Below are 18,678 nucleotides of genomic sequence, written 5' to 3' on the forward strand. Positions count from 1 at the left end.
AGCTCTTTGCCAACAGGAGCCGATCATGGTCGACAAGACAGAGAAGAGGGACAAAGGCGCCGCCAAGACGGTCGACCAGCCCGAGGACGGAACGCCCGGGCCGCAGCAGGCCTACGCCGACAGCAAGCCATTCGACCGCGTGCAGTATCTCGAGGCGAAGCTGATCCTCAAGCCGGACCGGTTCACGTCCGTCGACAGCTTTCGCGAGTTCGGCAAGATCGTGCGGCGCACGGCAAAGCAGGTCGGTGTCGGCTTCACCAAGAGCGAGGAGGCCGATCTCGCCCCCCAGATCCGGGAGATCATCTTTCTCGATACCCCCGATTTCGCACTCTACAGCAATGCCTTCATCCTGCGGCGGCGGGTCAGCTATGTCGACGGTTTCGCGGTCGGCGATCCAGAGATCGTGTTCAAGTTCCGGCACCCGGACGAGAAGCAGGCGGCCGCGTTGGACATGCGTCCGAAGATTGCCGGCGACCACCGCATCAAGTTCAAGGCGGAGGCGCTGCCGCTGAAGGACAAGGTCGGCGGCTACCGCATTCTCTACTCCCATAATTGCCAGTTCGGCCTGAGCCAGGCCCATGAACAGGACAGGACATCGATGGCGACGCTGGGCCGGGTCTTCCCGGCCCTGGAGACGCTGGATCGCGCTGCCGACGAGCAGATCAAGCTCGTGAACGAAGGCATTGTCGAGGAGGTGCTGCTACCGCTCGGCCTGCTCGATTTCGGCAAGGGCCTGGTCGGCAAATGCGACATCGGCCTTTGGCGCACCCGTGGCGAACACCTGCCGCTCGTCGGGGAGTTTGCGTTTCAGCTCAAGTTCGACCGCAAGGAAGACGTTGCCAAGCATCAGAAGAAGCGCGCGGCCGAATTCTATCTTGCGTTGCAGGAAGAGGTCGAGGACTGGCTGGCTCTCGGCGTGACCAAGACTGCGATGGTCTACCGGCTCCGAGGGGCCGGCCCACAAAGTCATGAGTGAGGTTGGCCATGAGCGAAATGGTCGCAAAGCCGGTATCGCAGCCTGAGGGCACGGCCCCAGCCGTGGGCGTCGTTTCGCTCGGCGCGATATTTTGGGCGTTCCTGATCATCGGTGCGACCAGCTTCGGCGGTGTCGTGCCCTATCTCCGCGAGCATCTCGTCACCCGGCGAAAATGGCTCGGCGACAAGGAGTTCGTCGAGCTCCTGTCGATCAGCCAGACCCTGCCCGGCCTGAATGCCACCAACATGGCTATTCTGGTGGGGCAAAAGCTGCGCGGAATCGGGGGTGCCATCGCCGCCGTGGTCGGGATCTGCCTGCCTGGCGGCATCCTGATGTTCATCGTCGGAATCGTCTACCGGGCCCATGGCGACCATGCCTGGGCCACGTCCGCGCTGAAGGGCGTCGCCGCCGCGTCGGTCGGGCTGGTGCTCTCCACCGTGGTGCAGCTCGGCAGGACGTCGCTGGTTCAGCGGATCGATTTCGTCTTCGTCGCCCTGACCGTGATTGCCGTCAACCGCCTTCACATCCCGGTGCCATGGGCGCTGATCGGTGTCGGCCTGCTGGCGGTGCTCTGGCATCGGCCCTCGGGCGACCGGAGAGATGGAGAGACGCGATGAACCAGATTCCGGCGCTCCTTCGCGTGTTTGCGTATCTGTCGCTCCTGACGGTCGGCGGCGGCATGGCCGCCTTTCCCGAGCTGAAGGACCTGACCGTCGATGTCCATGCCTGGCTCACCTTCCCGCAGCTGGTCCATCTCTACAGCGTGGGACAATTGGCCCCCGGCCCCAACATGATGATGATCGTTCCCATCGGGGATTGGGCCGCCGGCCCACTCGGGGCCATCCTGGTGGTCCTTGCCTTCTTCGGCCCGACTTCCCTCCTCACCTTCGTCGTCGGGCGCGGGTGGGCGAAACTCGAAAACTGGCCCTGGCGGAGGTCCATCCAGCAGGGACTTGCGCCGGTCTCGATCGGGCTACTTCTGGCCGGATGCTTCACCATGGCGAAGGGCGCGATCTTCGGGCTCGAGACCGCAGCGATCGCTGTCGGAGTCCTCCTGATGCTTCTGCAATACAAGGTCAATCCGGCGCTGCTGGTTCTGGGAGGGGCATTGGTCGGGCTGCTTTCGTTTTGAAGCACCCGCGCCGGCCCATGCCGAAACGCCTGACGGATCTCGCTGGCCCTGGCCATAAGCGCTCAGTGGCCCGCAGTCGGCACGCCCTTCCGTTCACCTCGCTCGCATCCGGTAGCGCTCTATACGTGCAATCGACAGCCGGCCTCAGCGCGACAGGAGATTGCGCGCGAGCATCACCGCTGCGGCATCGCCCGAACCTCCCCGCGTCGTCGGCATGACGTTCCCGGCTTTGAGCATGAATTCGGTCATGACGCGCAGGATTTGCTCGTCCGATTGGGCCACGCCCGCGGCGTCAAAGTCCTCGCGGATCTTGCTGAACACGTCACTGCGTTCGGGATCGACCGTGCCCCTGGCGAGGTCGTCTGCATAGGCATCGGCATCCCGGCCCGTGAGTGCCAATTTCTCAGCGGCCCACCGGCCGAGGAGCTTGTTGCGGATGATTGTCCTCTGCACATCGTTTGAACTGGTCATTCAAAATCCTCCGATCGCCGGCCGTTGAATGCGCCTTTCTCAACTGGCTCCGTGTCCCGATGGATTGCATCATCGGAACAGGTGCAGGTTCAGGATGGTATCTCAACAAAGCCAGTTGGAAATCGGCCTCTCACGTTTTCTGGTCAGGACCCAATCCGGTTGCGTTTGCGGATAGCGCGTTCAACGCCGTGTAGCGTTCGATGGCAGCGCGTGTGCTGGAGAGTAACCGGTCCGGGCCGAGCAATGTGTCCAGACCTGCATGGCGAATGACCTCAAGCGGACCAGGATTGAGGTCCACGAACCAGACCGTGATACCCCGTTCTGTCATGCGCTTCTCGCCTTCCAGCAGCATCTGGAGGGCCGAGTACTCGATGTCTGCAATTCGGCTGAGGTCGAGCGCGAGGACCCGCGGCTTATGCTGACCAACAAGAACGGAGATCTGGTCAGCCACATCCTGGGCATTGACGAAGAAGAGCCGCCCTTCAGGCCGCACGATCAACAACCCCTCGAAGGTTTCGTCATCAGGGTTTTCAGGATCGAGAGGGCGGAGCAGATCCGATCCACGCTGGCGGCCGATGACCGCAACGTGGGGATGGAAAGTCTGGCTGGCTAGTCCAATCAGGGACAGGATGATTGCGATGACAATGCCCTGAAGGGTTCCAAAGATCAGGACGCCAATGGTTGCGACGATCGCCCAGCGGAACTCCATCCTGCGCACCTTGCGAATGGCGTTGAACTCCGCCGGCTGGATGAGCGGAATGGAGTAGACGATGACGATGGCTGCCAGCGTGGCATTCGGCAGGAGCCCGAGCAAAGGCGCGAACAGGAGCATGGTTGCAAGGGCCGCAGCCGCTGTCACCAGCGAGGCCGCCTGGGTTCGCCCGCCCGCTGCGCGAACAACGCCCGTTTGCGACGTGCCGCCGCCGCCCGGCATCGCGCCGAGCAAGGAGCCGGCAATGTTGGCTGCGCCTGTCGCCACCAACTCGCGATTGGCATCGATCGGAGGATCGCGAGGACGAACGAAAGCTCGGCCTGCCGCAATGGTTTCGGTGAAACTCATCAGGGCAATCCCGAGCGCTCCCGGCAGCAGTTGCTGCACCAACGCAAGATCGGGGAGCGTCACTGACGGAAGGCCCTGCGGTATATGCCCTACGGTCGAGACACCCTGCGCGCGCAGGTGAAAGATCCATGACGCTGCGATGGCGGCGGCCACTGCGATGAGGGGGGCGGGTGAATGCGGCTTGAGACGCTCCATCCCGATCAGGACGATCGCGGTCGCCGCCGCCACTGCGGCAGTGAGCAGCGACGTCTCCGGAAGCGCGCGCACGACGCTCAGAACGTCTGCAAAGAAGGACTGTTTTGTGATGTGCACTCCGAAGAGCTTGGGGGCCTGGTCCAGCAGGATGACGAGGCCGATGCCGGCCTTGAAGCCGGTGAGTACCGGCGCCGAGATGAAATTGGCGACGAAGCCCAGGCGCAGGACCCTGGCGAGCAGCAACAAGACGCCAACCAGGGCCGTCAGCGTCGCCGTCGCCGTGAGCAGCTTGGCCGGGTCGCCGTCCGGGACGACTGAACCGAGCTGGGCGCCAGTCAGGATTGCAAGCGTGGTGGTGGAACTGACGCTGAGCACGCAGGAGGAGCCGAGCAATCCGTAGACGGCCATTGGCACAAGCGAGGTGTAGAGGCCAACCTGCACCGGCAGGCCCGCCACAGTGGCGTATGCCATGGCCTTGGGCAGCACGACGGCGGCCGCCGTAAGCCCCGCGACGACGTCAAAGCGGAGCCCACCGGCATTCTGGTCGTTCGCGTGCATTGAACCAGCCTGCATTGACACAGCCACCGAACGTAAGCTCGGAGGCCCCGCCTATGCAAAGGGGGCGATACGTCTCCTGACAAAAGCCGCCTCCGGCCAGTCATACGAACGGAGGGCCGAACTGGGCCGGTCAGGACGCCAGGCAGCCCAGCCGCTTACGCCTGCGTCCGGGTACGGTCTCAAATTCCACTTCCGGGTGCGATCCGGGCCTGGCCGTGTCGATGCGCACGACCTCTGGAAGCCCCCCTCCTGCGACCTGCGGAACGTCTGCCGAAGGGTAAGGCCTCTGACCTTCCGCGAGCGAGAAGAACGGTCGCGGCGGCTACCAGGCGTTGGATTCTCCCCCACGAGCGGACGCGCGCGGCCCTCCCGCGCGGGTTTCGCTTGGCAAGTGGTGCAACGGCCGCCGGCTGCCGGAGCAGGTGTTCAGTCGTCGGATCGCTCTATCCGCAGCGTGAAGGACGCCTCTTCGCCACGCTCGGATTTGAAGCCGATATAGACCTCGATCCGGAATTCGCCTGTGCGATGGAGGTTGTCACCCCATTCGGGCCCGTCAGCCCAACCATTATAGATGGCCTCGCCATCCGGGCTGTAGACGTTGAAGGCGCAGCGCTTGCTGCTGGCCGAAAGGGAAATCCACACCGTGTCGTAGGACACGGCCGGAAAGAGATAGTTGATGGTGTCGGCAGCCTTGATATGGCCCGAGATCTCGATCGGCCGCCCCAGGGGTATGTCGATCTTCTCGATCGTTTCGTTCGCGGTCGGGTGTTCTTCCGGCAAGGCGACATATTCACCGCGTGGCAGCATTCCCGTTCACTCCGGCTGGCATTGCTTCTGTCAAGCATTGAAGCGCGACGGCGGATTCCGCGCACCTCTTCCGCAAGGTCATAGGACGGAATTTTTGCCGCGAGGTGAAGGGCCCTGGCCGCCGCGGATAAGGCCGCATTCAGGCCAATCAGGTCACTCCCGTGCGGCATCGAGTCCGAGCGATCCGTCCGTCTCCAGGCGAACGCGTCCCCGGCTGACCCGAACGATGCCGATGGCAGCCTGTTTTTCTTCAAGCCGACGGCGGAGCAGCAGGAGCCGAGTTTCGAGATTGTCCTTGATCTGCGGCATCCGGGTGCCGGCCGCGAGACGCGTTTTCCGGTTCGTGAACTCGCTCCGCACCAGCGGGAATGTTGGAGATCGCTTTGACGGGCCCGATGATCCGCTGACCACCCGCCCTTGACCTTCCGAACGTCCGCAATCGGGCAGGGCCGCACCGCTCTTCCCCGCGCTGTGAGGACGATTTCGGGCGGGTACCAAGCGTCCGTTTCACTCTAGCAGCGTACCCGAATTCGGGCCGTAAGCCGTGCCTGGCGCCCCTCAGAGCGGGATCAGCGCGGCGATCTCGCGGTCCGTGGCGCGCTCGCTTGCCGCCAGGCCAGCCGCGACATTGGCGCGGTCGGCCGGGCTGCGGTTCTGGCTGAGCTTGCGCTTGCCCTCCAGCCTCGTGATCGGCAGGCGCAGGCCAATGATGCCGCGCAGCTGCGCCTGCACGAAATCGGGCGGAGCATCCGACACCGCCCAGGGCTTGGCGCGCTCGCCCTCGTAGAGATTGGTCAGGCGGGTCACGACCGCGAGAAGGCGCGTAGCATCGTCGAAGAACTCGACCGGGCCGTAGGCATGGACCGCGACATAGTTCCAGGTCGGCACGACCTTGCCGGTCTCCTGCTTCGTCTCGTACCAGGAGGGCGTGACATAGGCATCCGGGCCCATGAAGATCGCCAGCGCCTCGCCCAGCGCCGCGACCCGGCCCTGGCCGTTGGCCCTGGCAAGATGGCCATAGAGCACGCCGTGCTCGCCCTCGCTCTCATCGAGAATGAGCGGCAGGGGCGTCGCCAGCACGCCGTCGGCTGTGGCCGTGACGAGCGTGGCGAGCCTGGCGGCGCGGATCGTCGCCCGCAGGCTGTCCCTGTCGTCGTCGCGGAAGGCGGGCGGGGTATACATCTCTGGAACTCCTTGTGTCGGCGGCAGAGATGCGCCCAATCTGGCTTTCTGGAAACGGCCAGTTCCAAGGATTTGATGTGGTCCAGTTCACTGATGGCGTCGCGCGCCGGATCATCGCGGCAATCAAGGAGCAGATCCATGCCGGCGCCTACCAGCCGGGCGACCGCTTGCCGTCGACGCGGACTTTTGCGTCCGAATGGGGCGCGTCGCGCACGACGGTCACGGTCGCCTATGGCCAGCTGATCGCCGAGGGCTACCTGATCAGCCGGGCCGGCGCGCGGCCGATCGTGGCCAAGGGACTTGGCGCGGCGGTGCCCGCGCCGTCACAGGCCTCCCCGCCGCGGCATCTCTCAGGCTTCGCGCAGCGCTTGCTCGCCCTGCCCCGACCGGCCGCGATGCAGCCGGCCCAGATCGCGGATTTTCGCTATGGCGACCTTTCCGGCGCCGATTTTCCCGTGCTCGCCTGGCGCCGGGCCGTGAACAGGGTCAGCCTGCAACGCAAGAAGCGGCTGCGCTACGGCGACCCGCAAGGAGCGCCCGCGCTTCGCGCTGCGCTGCAGGGCTATCTCTGGCGGGCCCGCGGCATCACCTGCTCGGCGCAGCAGATCATCATCGTCAGCGGCTCGCAGCAGGGGCTCGATCTCTGCGCGCGGCTGCTGCTCGACCCCGGCGACGCCTTCGTGATCGAAAACCCCGGCTACCTGCTCGCCCGCCACGCCTTCGCGGCAGCCGGCGGCGTCGCCCGCCCCGTTCCGGTCGACAGGGACGGGCTCATGACCGATGCCCTGCCCCCGGCACGGCTCGCCTATGTCACGCCCTCGCACCAGTTTCCGCTCGGCAGCGTTCTCTCGGCGACGCGCAGGCGCGCGCTGCTGGCCTGGGCGACAGAGACCGGCGCCACGATCATCGAGGATGATTACGACGGCGAGTATCGGCATGACGTCGCGCCGATCCCGCCCTTGCAAACGCTTGACCCGGAGGCGGTGATCTATGTCGGGACATTCTCCAAGACGCTCTCGCCGGCGCTGCGCCTCGGCTATCTCGTCGTCCCGCCATCGCTCGCCCCCGCCTTTGTCGAGGCGAAGCGCCTGACCGACCGGCACACGCCGCTGCTCGAGCAGGAAGCACTGGCCGAACTCCTGAGCGAGGGCGCTTATGAGCGCCATGTCCGGAGCATCCGCAGGACCAATGCCGCGCGTCGGGCCGTGCTGCTCCAGGCGCTCGCCGAGGAGCTCGGGCCGATGGTGAGCGTCGAAGGCGCCGATACCGGCCTGCATGTCGTCGCCTGGCTCAGGGATGTCGCGGCCGAGCGGGAGCCAGGGATCATCGCGGCCGCACGCGCCGCTGGCGTCGGGCTCTATCCGGTCTCGCCGCTCTATGATCCAGCCGGCCCCCGGCCCCGCGAAGCCGGGTTCATTCTGGGCTATGCCAGCCTCGACCTCGACGCCGTGAAGAAGGGCATCGCGCTGCTGGCGCCTCTCCTGGCCGGACAGCGCTGAGACGCGGGCAACGGCGAGCGCGCCCGGTCAGGCCGCCAGGCCCGCCCCGGATAGCGCCCGACCAGGCCGGATGTCATGTGTCACGCGAATCAGGCCGCCCAAGCCGTTGCCAGGATGAGGCTTTCCAAATCGGACCGGACTCCGCGTCATCGCCCTTGCCGGCCAGGCGACAAGGCCGGGTTCAGTGGTCGTTCCAGTACTGCGTCATGCACCAATAGGTGAAGGCGGAGGTCCAGCCGATCACCACCAGCCCGGACAGGCCCTCGACGCCGATGAAGATCCGCAAGGGGCCGAAGGGCAGTGCGTTACTGCTGCCGAGAGAGGCGTAGGATTCAAAGGAGACATAGAGCGATTGCTGGAACGACACGGGAATGCCGGTGCCGAACACCTCTTCGTTCACGGAGACGGAGAGTAGCCAAAGCAACAGTGCAAAGATCAGGATCTGGATGATATGACTGACCAGGCTTCCGGCAACAACGTAGACAATTCTCTGCCTTGGCGCGACGGAAAGATGCGCCGCGCTGCCCGATATCAAACGCAGGCACTCGTAATGGACAAGTATACAGCCGATGGCGCAGAGGGCCGCAGCTAAGGAGAACAAGTACATGACGATGTCCTGACCTGGCAGGTACGCTTGCGCATCGGGTTGTGTTGGCCAAATGCGGCTCCAGCGTGACATCGCGGCGGCCGGGCGGAGCCTTGAGCCGTTATGCCGCTCCACGCCCCAGGAGGAACGCAGCCTCAAGGACTGCTCTACGACCCGCCCCCCGAGCCGACACGGGCGCACGGCTGCCGGTAAAGACGGACGCTCGCCAGCCATGCAAGACCGGCGGCGATGGCGAAACAGGCCGGAACCCAGAAGGCCGCATTCCCGATCTCGGCCTCGGAGACGGCCGAGGCAAAGCCGCTGGCATTCGCGACCACGCCCGCCAAGGCCGCGCCAAGGGCCAGGCCGGTCTGCTGGATGGTCGGGACGGCGGAGGCAGCCGCCGCCTCGTCCCCCGGCTTCGCGCCGTTCATGATCGTCGGGCCGACAAAGGGCCAGGCCTGGCCGATCCCGATACCGAGCAGGACGACGGCGGGGATCAGGGCATAGCTCGGCGCCGGGCTCTGCAGGAGCAGGCCGAGCGCGATCAGGCCACCGGCCATGAGGACCGGGCCTGAGAGCAGCAGGCGCTTCGGCCAGGGGCCGGTCAGGCCCGAGACCAGCACGGAGGCGATCGTCCAGGCCAGCGAGCCGCTTGCAACCATGAACCCGGCTTCGAGCGGATCGAAGCCGCGCAGCCTTTGCAGGAAAATGGGCAGATAGATGTGCAGCGGGCTGAAGGCGATGCAGAGCAGCAGGACGAGCCAGAGGCCGATGCCGGTCTGCGTCCTGAACGAGAACGCATCGCGCGGCAGGAGGCGCACCGATGCTTCGCGGTCGAACCGCAGCATCAGGGCCAGGGCTGCGACCGCCACGAGGATGAGGCCCGCCTTGGCGCTGGCCGCCTGGACGAGCGATGCCGACGACATCGCCGTGATGGCCAGACAGATCAGCCCGATGCGCCCGGCCGGAAGGCGCGTCCCGCCGGAGCGCTCGGCCGATCGGTTCGCAGGCAGCACGAGCCCGGCAGCGACGGCCAGGATGGCCGAGAGGACCACCGTCACGATGAGGGCACCGCGCCACTGTCCCGCGCGTGCGAACAAGCCGCCGATGAGCGGCCCGGCGAAGACGGAAATCGTCCAGCTCGTCGCCATCAGCGCGATGACCCGCGGCCAGAGTCTTGGCGGGAAGATCGCCCGGACCGCGGTATAGGCCGCCCCGACCTCGAGGCCGCCGCCAAAACCCTGGACAAGGCGCCCGCCGACGACCCATTCCATGCTCGCCGCGAACGAACAGACCAGCGCTCCCAGGCCAAAGATCACCACCCCGACGCATAATGTGTCCCGGACGCCGTATCGGGTCGTCAGCAGGCCCGCCCCGCTCGCCGCAACGATCGAGGCGCCGACATAGGCGGTCGCGGGCAGGCTCAGCATGCCGGCGCCGCCGAGTTCGGCGGCGATCGAAGGCAGCACCGTCGTCAGCAGCAGGGAGTTCATCGACTGCAGCAGCACGCCGCTCATCAGGATCGCGAGCGTCGGCAGCCATGCCCAGTCCAGAAGATCCCTCCATTGCGTGGCAGACGCGTCCCGCTCCATGCTCGTCTGTCCCCGCCTGCGGCGCGCCATGTCTTCCACCGAGCCAGGCCTTGCGCCGACTCGCAAGGCGCTTTAATTTAGAAACCAATCGCTATCTAAATTGAGAGCCATGAGTCAAGACAGCGACAGCCAAGGCCAGAACAATGCCGGCCAGGACAGTCCCGGCAAGAACGGCCAGGGCGACGAGCGCAGCCGGGAGCGGATGCTGTTCCATCTGAAGACGCGCGGCGCGCAGATGGGGGCCGCGATCGCGGAGCGGCTCGACATGACGCCGGCCGGCGCAAGGCAGCATCTGCTGAAGCTTGAAGCGGACGGCCTGGTGACCAGCCATGACCGACAGGAAGGGCGTGGCCGGCCGAAGAAATACTGGGAGCTCTCGCGGCAGGGACATGACCGGTTTCCCGACCGTCACTCCGACCTGACGCTCGACCTGCTGCAGTCCGTCCGGACTGTCTTTGGCGAGCCCGGGCTGCAGCAGTTGATCGCCCACCGCGAACAGGCCTGCCTCTCCGCCTATCGCGAGCATGTCGGTGACGGCAGTCCCCTTCGGCGCAAACTGGACGCGCTCGCCGAAATCCGCAGCCGCGAAGGCTATATGGCCGGGATTGTCGAGGAGGAGCCCGGCCGCTTCCTGTTCATCGAGAACCACTGCCCGATCTGCGCGGCGGCGAGCGCCTGCCAGGGCCTGTGCCGGTCGGAGCTGGCGATCTTCCGCGCCGTTCTCGGGGCCGATGTCGAGGTCGAGCGCATCGAGCATATCCCGGCGGGTGCCCGCCGCTGCGCCTATCGGGTCCGCTTGATCCAGGCCTGAATCTGGCCGGTTCTCTGTCGGCCCCGAGTCCGGCGGAACGGCAGCGCGCCCCGAAGCGAGGCAACGCTCCTGCCGCAGCGGCGCGGATTGCCCTAAAGGAGTGGAGGCCCCGGATTCTTCCGCCGGCACGGCCGCGCTCACTGCGATAGCGCAGCTGGTATTCACCCTCCGCAGGACGAGCAATGGCTCCCCTCCTTGCGCATGAAGTGGCCTGCGGGCACAGTGCCTTTGCTTGGACTACGCCATCTCCTTCCGCCGTTTCTGCTGGATATGAAGGGTTTTGCTATGACTCCGAAGGCGCCATCCGTCGAAATCCCAGGAAATACTGAAAAAATCGTCGATCGCCGCAGCATCCTGCTCGGGGGCACAGCGCTCGCCGCGGCGGGGTTGTCTGGCTCGGCCGCGATCGCCCAGGCGCAGCCGGCGCCCGCGGCACCGGCGGGCTCCGCAGGGCGCAAGCCCAACATCGTCGTGATCTTCGGCGACGATATCGGCATTCCCCAGATCAGCGCCTACACCATGGGCATGATGGGCTACCGCACCCCCAATATCGACCGCATCGCACAGGAAGGCGCGATCTTCACCGACAGCTATGGCCAGCAGAGCTGCACCGCCGGCCGCGCCTCCTTCATCCTCGGCCAGGAGCCGTTCCGCACCGGCCTTCTGACCATCGGTATGCCGGGCGACCCGCACGGCATCCAGGACTGGATGCCGACCATTGCCGACGTGATGAAGACGCAAGGCTACGCGACCGGGCAATTCGGGAAGAACCATCTCGGCGACCGCGACGAGCACCTGCCGACACGGCACGGTTTCGACGAGTTCTTCGGCAATCTCTACCACCTCAATGCCGAGGAGGAGCCCGAGGGCTACTTTTATCCGAAGGACCCGGAGTTCAAGCGCAAGTTCGGCCCGCGCGGCGTGATCAAGTCCTCCGCCGATGGCAAGATCGAGGATACCGGGCCGCTCAACACCAAGCGCATGGAAACCGTCGACGAGGAATTCCTGGCCGGCGCCAAGGATTTCGTCGACCGGCAGGTGAAGGCGAACCGCCCCTTCTTCCTCTGGTTCAATTCGACGCGGATGCATGTCTTCACCCATTTGAAGAAGGAATCGCTGGGCAAGACCGGCAAGGGCATTCATGCCGACGGCATGGTCGAGCATGACGGCATGGTCGGCGAGCTCCTGAAGCAGCTCGACGACCTGCGCATCGCCGACAATACGATCGTGGTCTACACCACCGATAACGGCGCCGAGATCGCGCTCTGGCCGGACGGCGCGATGACGCCGTTCAAGAGCGAGAAGGGCACGACATGGGAAGGCGGCATGCGCATTCCCATGATGGTGCGCTGGCCAGGCGTGATCAAACCCGGCACGCAATACAACGACACCATTTCACTGATCGACTGGTTCCCGACACTCTGCGCCGCCGCTGGGGCCGGAGATATCAAGGAAAAGATGAAGGCCGGCTTCACCACGGGAACCAAGACCTTCAAGGTCCATCTCGATGGCTTTGATTTCGGGCCCTATTTCAGGGGCGAGGTCAAAACCGGCCCGCGCGAATCCTTGATGTATTTCGATCAGGGCGGAAATCTCAACGCGATCCGCTGGAACGACTGGAAGCTCAGCTTTGCCCAGGCGAAGGGCAATATCGCGACCGGCACACGCGAGGTCACGGCCTGGGCGATGATCACCAACCTGCGCATGGACCCTTATGAGCGCGGCCTCGAGGAAGGCGGCGAAGCCATGAAGTTCCTGGCCCAGAACATGTGGCTGCTCGTGCCCATACAGGGGAAGATCAAGGAGTTTTTCTCCGACTTCGACCAGTATCCATACCAGTCCGGCAGTTCGCTCAATGCCGGCGGCATCAACTACGGGCTGCTCAACCAGCAGGCCGCGATGAAGCGCCTCAAGGAGCTGGAAGCGCTCCGGCCTCGTTGAGACACCCCATGGTTCGCGCTGTCCCGGCGTCCGTCGCCAGGGCAGCGCAAGCCCGCCTTGTATGCCGGCATTCCCGCGGGGCTGAGCGCGAAGGCACAGGTATCAGCCCGCTCGGGGCGCCTGCCCCATCGAGGCGATGCGTCAGCGCATCAGGCGGTGACGATCGCCGCTGCGAGGGGCGCTGACTTCCCGTGGCTCTCTGCAGCCAGCTCCCGAATGCCCCCCCCTCAGAGCCGTCAATCCCGTTGATCCGAGGCTGAGCTGCGGTCGCATATCGATGCCCCAGCGCGGCGAACGCGGCATCGAAACGGCCCCGCCGGGCCGGGGGGCGCATTGCAGAACCTAAGCTAAAATAATATATGGGTGCTTATGAACAGCACGCCTAAAACCCTGACCAAAGAGCAGCCCTCGCGCACTGTCGGCTTCCTCCTGCACGATGTCGCGCGACTGCTGCGCAAGCGCTTCGAGCAGAATGCCCGCGGGTTTGGATTGGAGTTGACCAGGTCGCAATGGCAGGTGCTGGCCTATCTCGACAAGAACGAGGGCATCCGGCAGGGCGGCCTCGCCGAGTTGCTCGAGGTCGAGCCGATCACGCTTGGCCGCATCCTCGACAAGCTCGAAAGCTGCGGGCTGATCGAGCGCCGGCACGACGCCACGGACCGGCGCGTCTGGCGGCTCTCCCTTACCGAAAAGGCAGGGCCGATCCTCGCGACCATGCGCGAGCTCGGCGAGATTACCCGCGCCGAGGCCTTCGCCGAAATCTCCGAAACCGAGCGCGAGGCGCTCCTCGCCCTCCTCACGACGATGCGTGGGAACCTCTCGGCGGCCTGTGCGATGCCGCCAGCCGAAGGACGCAAGACCGATGGATGACGCAGCGAGACACCCCGAACCCGTCGGGAACGACGGCTCGGATCCTTCTCCGGCCAGCAACGTGACCGAAATCCGCCGCCCGGAGCAGAGGACGCCTTCGGCTCAGCCCGTACCTGTCGCTAAGGCTCCCGAGACCACGGCGCAGGCGCCGATTGCCCCTGCCGGCGCCGCTCCCGGCGCCAGGCCGCGCAATCTGAAGCGCCCCATCCTCTTCGCATTGCTGCCCGTCGCGCTTGCCGCGGCCAGCTACTGGTATGTCGTCGGCGGGCAGGTCATGTCGACCGACAACGCCTATGTGCAAGCCGACATCGTCGGCATCTCGACCGACGTCGCCGGCATCGTTGGCGAAATCGACGTGCGCGACAACCAGCAGGTCAAGGCTGGGGACGTTCTGTTCAAACTCGACGACGCGCAGTTCCGCTTCGCCCTCGACCGGGCGAACGCGCAGATCGGGGTGGTCCGCAACGATCTTGAAGCGCAGAAGGCGAACTACAAGGCGATGCAGAGCCAGATCGCCCAGGCCAGGACCGATATCGATTACTACACCACCGCCTTCAAGCGTCAGCAGGACCTCGCGACCAAGGCGGTCGCCTCGCAGGTGACCTATGATTCAGCCAGGCACGATCTCGATAGCGCCGTGCAGAAGCTCGCGCAGCTCCAGAGCCAGCTCATCGCGATTGCCGCCAGCCTGAACGGCAACCCCGATGCGCCGATCGAGGACCACCCTCGCTACAAGGACAGCGTCGCGGCCCGGGCAGAGGCTGCCCGCCAACTCGGTCACACCGTGGTCAAGGCGCCGATGGACGGCATCGTCACCAATGTGCCCTCGCTGCAGAAGGGGCAGTACCTCGCCGACGCGACAGTCGGCTTCAGCCTGGTCTCGGCCGACCATGTCTGGATCCAGGCGAACCCCAAGGAGACCGAATTGACCTGGGTCCGCCCGGGACAGAAGGCCAGGGTCTATGTCGACACCTATCCCGGCACCGAATGGACCGGCACGGTCGACAGCATCAGCCCGGCCTCAGCGGCGAGCTTTTCGCTGCTGCCGGCCCAGAACACCAGCGGCAACTGGGTCAAGGTCGTCCAGCGCATCGCCATGCGCGTCAAAATCGACACGCCCGCCGGCAAGCCGCTTTTGCGCGCCGGCATGAGCGTCGTGCTCGATGTCGATACCGGCCGCGCCCGCGGCCTGCCCAGCTTCGTCTCGGACCTCTTCGGCAAGACCGAGACCCACAATGGCTGATGGTGACGCCACGGCGGCGCCCCCCGTGGTCGCCAATCGCGGCGCCATCACCGTCTGCGTGATCCTCGCCGTGATCATGCAGGCTCTCGACACGACGATCGCGAATGTCGCGCTGCCCTATATCCAGGGCAGCGTCTCGGCCAGCGCCGACCAGATCAACTGGGTCCTGACCTCCTATATCGTCGCAGCCGCGATCATGACGCCGCCATCGGGCTTCCTTGCCGCCCGCTTCGGCAGGAAGCGCGTGCTCTCGGTCGCGATCATCGGCTTCGTCGTCGCCTCGATGCTGTGCGGCGCCGCGCAGTCGCTGACTCAGATCGTCGGCTTCCGCCTGCTCCAGGGCTTCTTCGGCGCAGCCCTGGTGCCGGTGTCCCAGAGCATCCTGCTCGACATCTACACGCCGGAGGAGCGTGGCTCGGCGATGGCGCTGTTTGGCGTCTCGGTCATGGTCGGCCCCGTGCTCGGCCCCGTCATCGGCGGCTGGCTGACCGAGAACATCTCCTGGCGCTGGGTCTTCTACATCAACCTGCCGCTCGGCGCGTTGGCCCTGGCGGGCGTCGGGATCTTCGTCACCGAGACGAAATCGAACGCCCTGGCCAGGCTCGACTGGCTCGGCTTCGGCGCGCTCAGCCTCGCCATCGCCTCGCTCCAGCTCTTCCTCGACCGCGGCGCCCAGCTCGACTGGTTCTCGTCGCTCGAGATCATCATCGAGGCGACGGTCTGCGTCGCGGCGATCTACATCCTTGTGGTCCACACCCTCACGGCAGAGAACTCCTTCATCAAGCCGCGCCTGTTCCTCGACCGCAACTTCAGCGTCGGCATGATCTTCATCTTCATCGTCGGCATCACCTATCTCGCTTCGCTGGCGTTGATGACGCCCTATCTGCAGACGCTGATGGGCTATCCCGTCGTCACCGCCGGCATCGTCATGGGCCCGCGCGGCATGGGCACGATGCTCTGCATGTTCCTGGTCGGGCGGCTGATCGGCAAGGTGGACATCCGCATCCTGCTCGGCGCCGGCCTGGCCGTCAGCGCCTGGGCGATGTACGACATGGCCGGCTGGACCCCGGACGTCTCGCAGCAGACGATCATCGTCACCGGCTTCATCCAAGGTGCGGGCCTGGGCCTGCTCTTCGTGCCGCTGACCACTGTGACCTTCGCCACGCTGCAGCCGCAGGATCGCGGCGATGCCACCGGCCTTTACAACCTGTCACGCAATATCGGCTCCAGCGTCGGCATCTCGATCGTGAGCTATCTGCTCACCCGCAATGTCCAGGTGAACCACGCCGAGATCGCGACCTACGTCACGCCGTTCAACCGCATCTTCGAGATGCCAGCGATCAAGGAGGCCTGGGATCCGCTGACGCTGGCCGGCCGCGCCGCACTCGACGAGGTCATCACCCGCCAGGCGATGATCATCGCCTATATCGACGATTTCAAGCTGCTGATGATCCTGTGCCTCGCGGCCATGCCGTTCCTCGCCCTGCTGGTCACGCCGAAGCAGGAGAAGGCGCCGTCGGATGACCATCCGATGGTCATGGAGTAGCGCGCTGCTGGCTCTGCCCGCGGGAGTAGCGCGCGATCGCCTCCAGCAGCGCCTCAGGCAGCTCGATCTCCTGGCGAGCCGGCCTTTGCCCGGGAATATGGACGCCCTTCGCCGCCAGGCGCGCGAGATGGGCTACCAGCCGGGCTGAAAAATCCGGAGCGAAGAGCTCCGGCTTCAGCGCGACGACCAGGAGCCCGACGCCGGGGGACCGGCTGCCTCCGGCGAAGGACGGCGCATCGAGCGACCAGTTCGCGCCGGTGACGCCGGCTGCCAGGGTTTCCACGATCAGCGCGATATTGGCGCCGCGCTCGCCGCCGAAGGCGAGAAGCGCGCCGGTGAGCGCCGCGCGCGGATCGGTGGTCGGGCGCCCGGCCCCATCCACGGCCCAGCCCGGCGGTATCGCCTCGCCGGTTTCGGCGGCCTGCCTGATCGTGACGAAGGCCGTCGCGCTCGTGGACTGGTCGATGACCAAAGGCTGGCCGCCGGCGACGGGCGCGGCAAAGGAGAGCGGATTGGTGCCGTAGACGGCCTGCTGGCTCTTGCCCACCGCCACCAGCGCCGGCCCATTGGCAAGGGCAAGCCCGATCAATCCCGCTTCGGCGAGACGGCGGGTGTAGTAGCCGAGTTCGCCGACCGTGTAGCTGTTCGCCTGGATCAGCAGCGCGAGGCCGTAGAGCCCGGCGCGTGCCTGCAATTCGGCAAAGGCGAGATCGAAACCGAGCTGGGCGATGCCTCCCCCGGCCTCGATCCGGATCGAGGCCGGGGTCGGAAAGCTGATCTCCGGGGTGGCGGAGCCCGTGATCCGTCCGGCCGCGAGGCCATCGAGATAGTCCAGGAGATGCGCGAACCCGACAGAGGAACGACCCGACAATTCCGCAGCAATCGTCGCATCCGCGAGCGCTGCCGCGACAGCGTCGCTGCCTCCAGCGGCCAGAACGGCCCGGCGCGCCATCTCGCGCGCGCCGTCTATCGTCAATCTCATCGCTCTCCCCGCCCCCGCAAAAGCTGTGGCCCCATCCCGGGGAAGAGCGGGGTTAAGTCCAGCCTTGCGTTACGTCAACGACTGGAGCGGACGATCTCCGGACTGAAATGGCTGCCGCACAATGCACCGGCGTGAGGCTCCCGGCTTTCGGACATCCCATGAAATGCGCTGCGACATTGACAGGAATCCCACCGTTCCCGATAAATCCGGCATGGTCGAGACGGATACCCATATCGTTGCCCGGGCTGCCGGCATCCCAACAGGCGGGATGCAGGACAGCCGATCGCCGCGTTAACTCACGCGTATCGCGCGCCTGCAGCCTCGCCGGAAACGGACGGGGCCTTTGTCATGCCTGTGCCTCGTCCCATCGAACGTTGATGGAGTGAATGCATTGGCACAGAACATCTATGACAACCCCGAATTCTTCGCCGGCTACAGCCAGCTTCCCCGGCAGGTCCATGGCCTCGCCGGCGCGCCGGAATGGCCCGCGATCCGCGCCATGCTGCCGGACCTGACGGGCAAGCGCGTCGTCGATCTGGGATGCGGCTTCGGCTGGTTTTCCCGGTGGGCGCGCGAGCACGGCGCCAGATCGGTGCTCGGGCTGGACGTCTCGGAGAAGATGATCGCCCGGGCGATCGCGGATACCTCCGACTCGGGCGTCGCATACCGCATCGCCGATCTCGAGTTGCTCGACCTGCCCCCGGCTGCATTCGACTTCGCCTTCAGCGCACTGACCTTCCACTATATCGCGGATTTCGGGCACCTGCTGCGCATGGTGCATCGCTCGCTTGCGCCAGGCTCGCAGTTCGTGTTCACGATCGAACACCCGATCTACATGGCGGCTGCGCATCCACGCTGGTGGACGGACGAGGACGGCCGCAAGACCTGGCCTGTGAACCGCTACGCGATCGAGGGCGAGCGCCGGACCAACTGGTTCACCGACGGCGTGCTCAAATATCACCGGACGCTCGCGACGACGCTCAATAGCCTGATCGCTGCAGGCTTCTCGATCCGCCATGTCGAAGAATTCGCTCCCACGGCGGAGCAGATCCACGAGAACCCTGGTCTGGCGGAGGAATGCGAGCGGCCGATGATGCTGCTGATCTCGGCAGAGCGATCGGCGAGCGACTGATCGGCAACAGCCATCCGCCAAAACCATGTCCGCACCGGGCGAAGTCCGTTGCGGACATGGTCACGAATGCGGGGAGCGTCCAGCACCGAGCC

The 18,678-nt window shown here is 65.6% G+C and carries 18 protein-coding genes; 10 read left to right on the forward strand and 8 right to left on the reverse strand.

Going from position 1 to position 18,678, the window contains the following annotated elements; translation table 11 throughout:
* Positions 1 to 25: 25 nt before the first annotated feature.
* The 3 genes from BIWAKO_RS28380 to BIWAKO_RS28390 are packed head-to-tail and all read left to right on the forward strand — an operon-like array spanning position 26 to position 2,108.
* Positions 26 to 976, forward strand: coding sequence for a hypothetical protein (locus BIWAKO_RS28380; RefSeq protein WP_201788660.1), 951 nt, complete (start codon positions 26 to 28; stop codon positions 974 to 976).
* Between the two features lie 8 nt (positions 977 to 984).
* The gene (locus tag BIWAKO_RS28385; protein WP_141740268.1) at positions 985 to 1,593 is read left to right on the forward strand and encodes a chromate transporter; all 609 of its coding nucleotides are present in this window, start codon (positions 985 to 987) and stop codon (positions 1,591 to 1,593) included.
* Positions 1,590 to 2,108: a chromate transporter gene (locus BIWAKO_RS28390; protein WP_069881500.1), complete on the forward strand. Its 519-nt coding sequence runs from the start codon at positions 1,590 to 1,592 to the stop codon at positions 2,106 to 2,108. Before BIWAKO_RS28385 ends, BIWAKO_RS28390 begins: the two co-directional genes overlap by 4 nt.
* 144 nt (positions 2,109 to 2,252) lie before the next feature.
* On the opposite strand, the gene BIWAKO_RS28395 is transcribed toward BIWAKO_RS28390, so the two are convergent.
* The 5 genes from BIWAKO_RS28395 to BIWAKO_RS28415 all read right to left on the reverse strand — a co-directional run bounded on the left by BIWAKO_RS28395 (position 2,253) and on the right by BIWAKO_RS28415 (position 6,381).
* The gene (locus BIWAKO_RS28395) at positions 2,253 to 2,579 is read right to left on the reverse strand and encodes an ATPase inhibitor subunit zeta (protein ID WP_069881501.1); all 327 of its coding nucleotides are present in this window, start codon (positions 2,577 to 2,579) and stop codon (positions 2,253 to 2,255) included.
* Positions 2,580 to 2,709: 130 nt separating this feature from the next.
* Positions 2,710 to 4,392, reverse strand: a complete 1,683-nt coding sequence (locus BIWAKO_RS28400; protein ID WP_244523571.1) for a SulP family inorganic anion transporter — start codon at positions 4,390 to 4,392, stop codon at positions 2,710 to 2,712.
* A 426-nt stretch (positions 4,393 to 4,818) separates the two neighbouring features.
* Positions 4,819 to 5,199: a hypothetical protein gene (locus BIWAKO_RS28405; protein WP_069881503.1), complete on the reverse strand. Its 381-nt coding sequence runs from the start codon at positions 5,197 to 5,199 to the stop codon at positions 4,819 to 4,821.
* A gap of 153 nt (positions 5,200 to 5,352) precedes the next feature.
* Entirely contained in the window at positions 5,353 to 5,508 is a 156-nt protein-coding gene (locus BIWAKO_RS28410) for a hypothetical protein (protein ID WP_371332110.1), read from the reverse strand.
* Positions 5,509 to 5,757: 249 nt separating this feature from the next.
* Positions 5,758 to 6,381, reverse strand: a complete 624-nt coding sequence (locus BIWAKO_RS28415; protein ID WP_069881505.1) for an FMN-binding negative transcriptional regulator — start codon at positions 6,379 to 6,381, stop codon at positions 5,758 to 5,760.
* 77 nt (positions 6,382 to 6,458) lie between these two features.
* Between BIWAKO_RS28415 and pdxR the strand changes: the two genes are divergently transcribed.
* A complete protein-coding gene (gene pdxR / locus BIWAKO_RS28420) occupies positions 6,459 to 7,880 on the forward strand; it encodes a MocR-like pyridoxine biosynthesis transcription factor PdxR (protein WP_069882877.1) in 1,422 nt (473 codons plus the stop codon).
* 181 nt (positions 7,881 to 8,061) lie between these two features.
* Here pdxR and BIWAKO_RS28425 read toward each other — a convergent pair whose 3' ends face one another.
* Together BIWAKO_RS28425 and BIWAKO_RS28430 are read right to left on the reverse strand one after the other, a co-directional pair.
* Positions 8,062 to 8,487: a two pore domain potassium channel family protein gene (locus BIWAKO_RS28425; RefSeq protein ID WP_141740269.1), complete on the reverse strand. Its 426-nt coding sequence runs from the start codon at positions 8,485 to 8,487 to the stop codon at positions 8,062 to 8,064.
* Between the two features lie 146 nt (positions 8,488 to 8,633).
* Complete coding sequence (locus tag BIWAKO_RS28430; protein WP_084651950.1) at positions 8,634 to 10,091, reverse strand: MFS transporter; 1,458 nt, start codon at positions 10,089 to 10,091, stop codon at positions 8,634 to 8,636.
* Between the two features lie 79 nt (positions 10,092 to 10,170).
* On the opposite strand from BIWAKO_RS28430, the gene BIWAKO_RS28435 reads away from it, so the two are divergent.
* From BIWAKO_RS28435 to BIWAKO_RS28455, 5 genes are all read left to right on the forward strand, one after another.
* Positions 10,171 to 10,872: a helix-turn-helix transcriptional regulator gene (locus BIWAKO_RS28435; RefSeq protein ID WP_084651952.1), complete on the forward strand. Its 702-nt coding sequence runs from the start codon at positions 10,171 to 10,173 to the stop codon at positions 10,870 to 10,872.
* A gap of 285 nt (positions 10,873 to 11,157) precedes the next feature.
* Positions 11,158 to 12,813, forward strand: coding sequence for an arylsulfatase (locus BIWAKO_RS28440; RefSeq protein ID WP_069882879.1), 1,656 nt, complete (start codon positions 11,158 to 11,160; stop codon positions 12,811 to 12,813).
* A 369-nt stretch (positions 12,814 to 13,182) separates the two neighbouring features.
* A complete protein-coding gene (locus BIWAKO_RS28445; protein ID WP_069881508.1) occupies positions 13,183 to 13,683 on the forward strand; it encodes a MarR family winged helix-turn-helix transcriptional regulator in 501 nt (166 codons plus the stop codon).
* Entirely contained in the window at positions 13,676 to 14,926 is a 1,251-nt protein-coding gene (locus BIWAKO_RS28450) for an HlyD family secretion protein (protein WP_069881509.1), read from the forward strand. The genes BIWAKO_RS28445 and BIWAKO_RS28450 overlap by 8 nt, the downstream gene beginning before the upstream one ends.
* A complete protein-coding gene (locus BIWAKO_RS28455; RefSeq protein WP_069881510.1) occupies positions 14,919 to 16,472 on the forward strand; it encodes a DHA2 family efflux MFS transporter permease subunit in 1,554 nt (517 codons plus the stop codon). Before BIWAKO_RS28450 ends, BIWAKO_RS28455 begins: the two co-directional genes overlap by 8 nt.
* Here the strand turns inward: BIWAKO_RS28455 and BIWAKO_RS28460 are convergent.
* Positions 16,462 to 17,454: an Ldh family oxidoreductase gene (locus BIWAKO_RS28460; protein WP_069881511.1), complete on the reverse strand. Its 993-nt coding sequence runs from the start codon at positions 17,452 to 17,454 to the stop codon at positions 16,462 to 16,464. The genes BIWAKO_RS28455 and BIWAKO_RS28460 overlap by 11 nt on opposite strands.
* Before the next feature lie 391 nt (positions 17,455 to 17,845).
* On the opposite strand from BIWAKO_RS28460, the gene BIWAKO_RS28465 reads away from it, so the two are divergent.
* Positions 17,846 to 18,586 (forward strand): class I SAM-dependent methyltransferase, encoded by a 741-nt coding sequence (locus BIWAKO_RS28465; protein WP_069882880.1) that lies wholly within the window; start codon positions 17,846 to 17,848, stop codon positions 18,584 to 18,586.
* The last annotated feature ends 92 nt before the right edge of the window (positions 18,587 to 18,678 follow it).

This window comes from Bosea sp. BIWAKO-01 (genome assembly GCF_001748145.1).
In the GTDB taxonomy this organism is placed as follows: Bacteria; Pseudomonadota; Alphaproteobacteria; order Rhizobiales; family Beijerinckiaceae; genus Allobosea.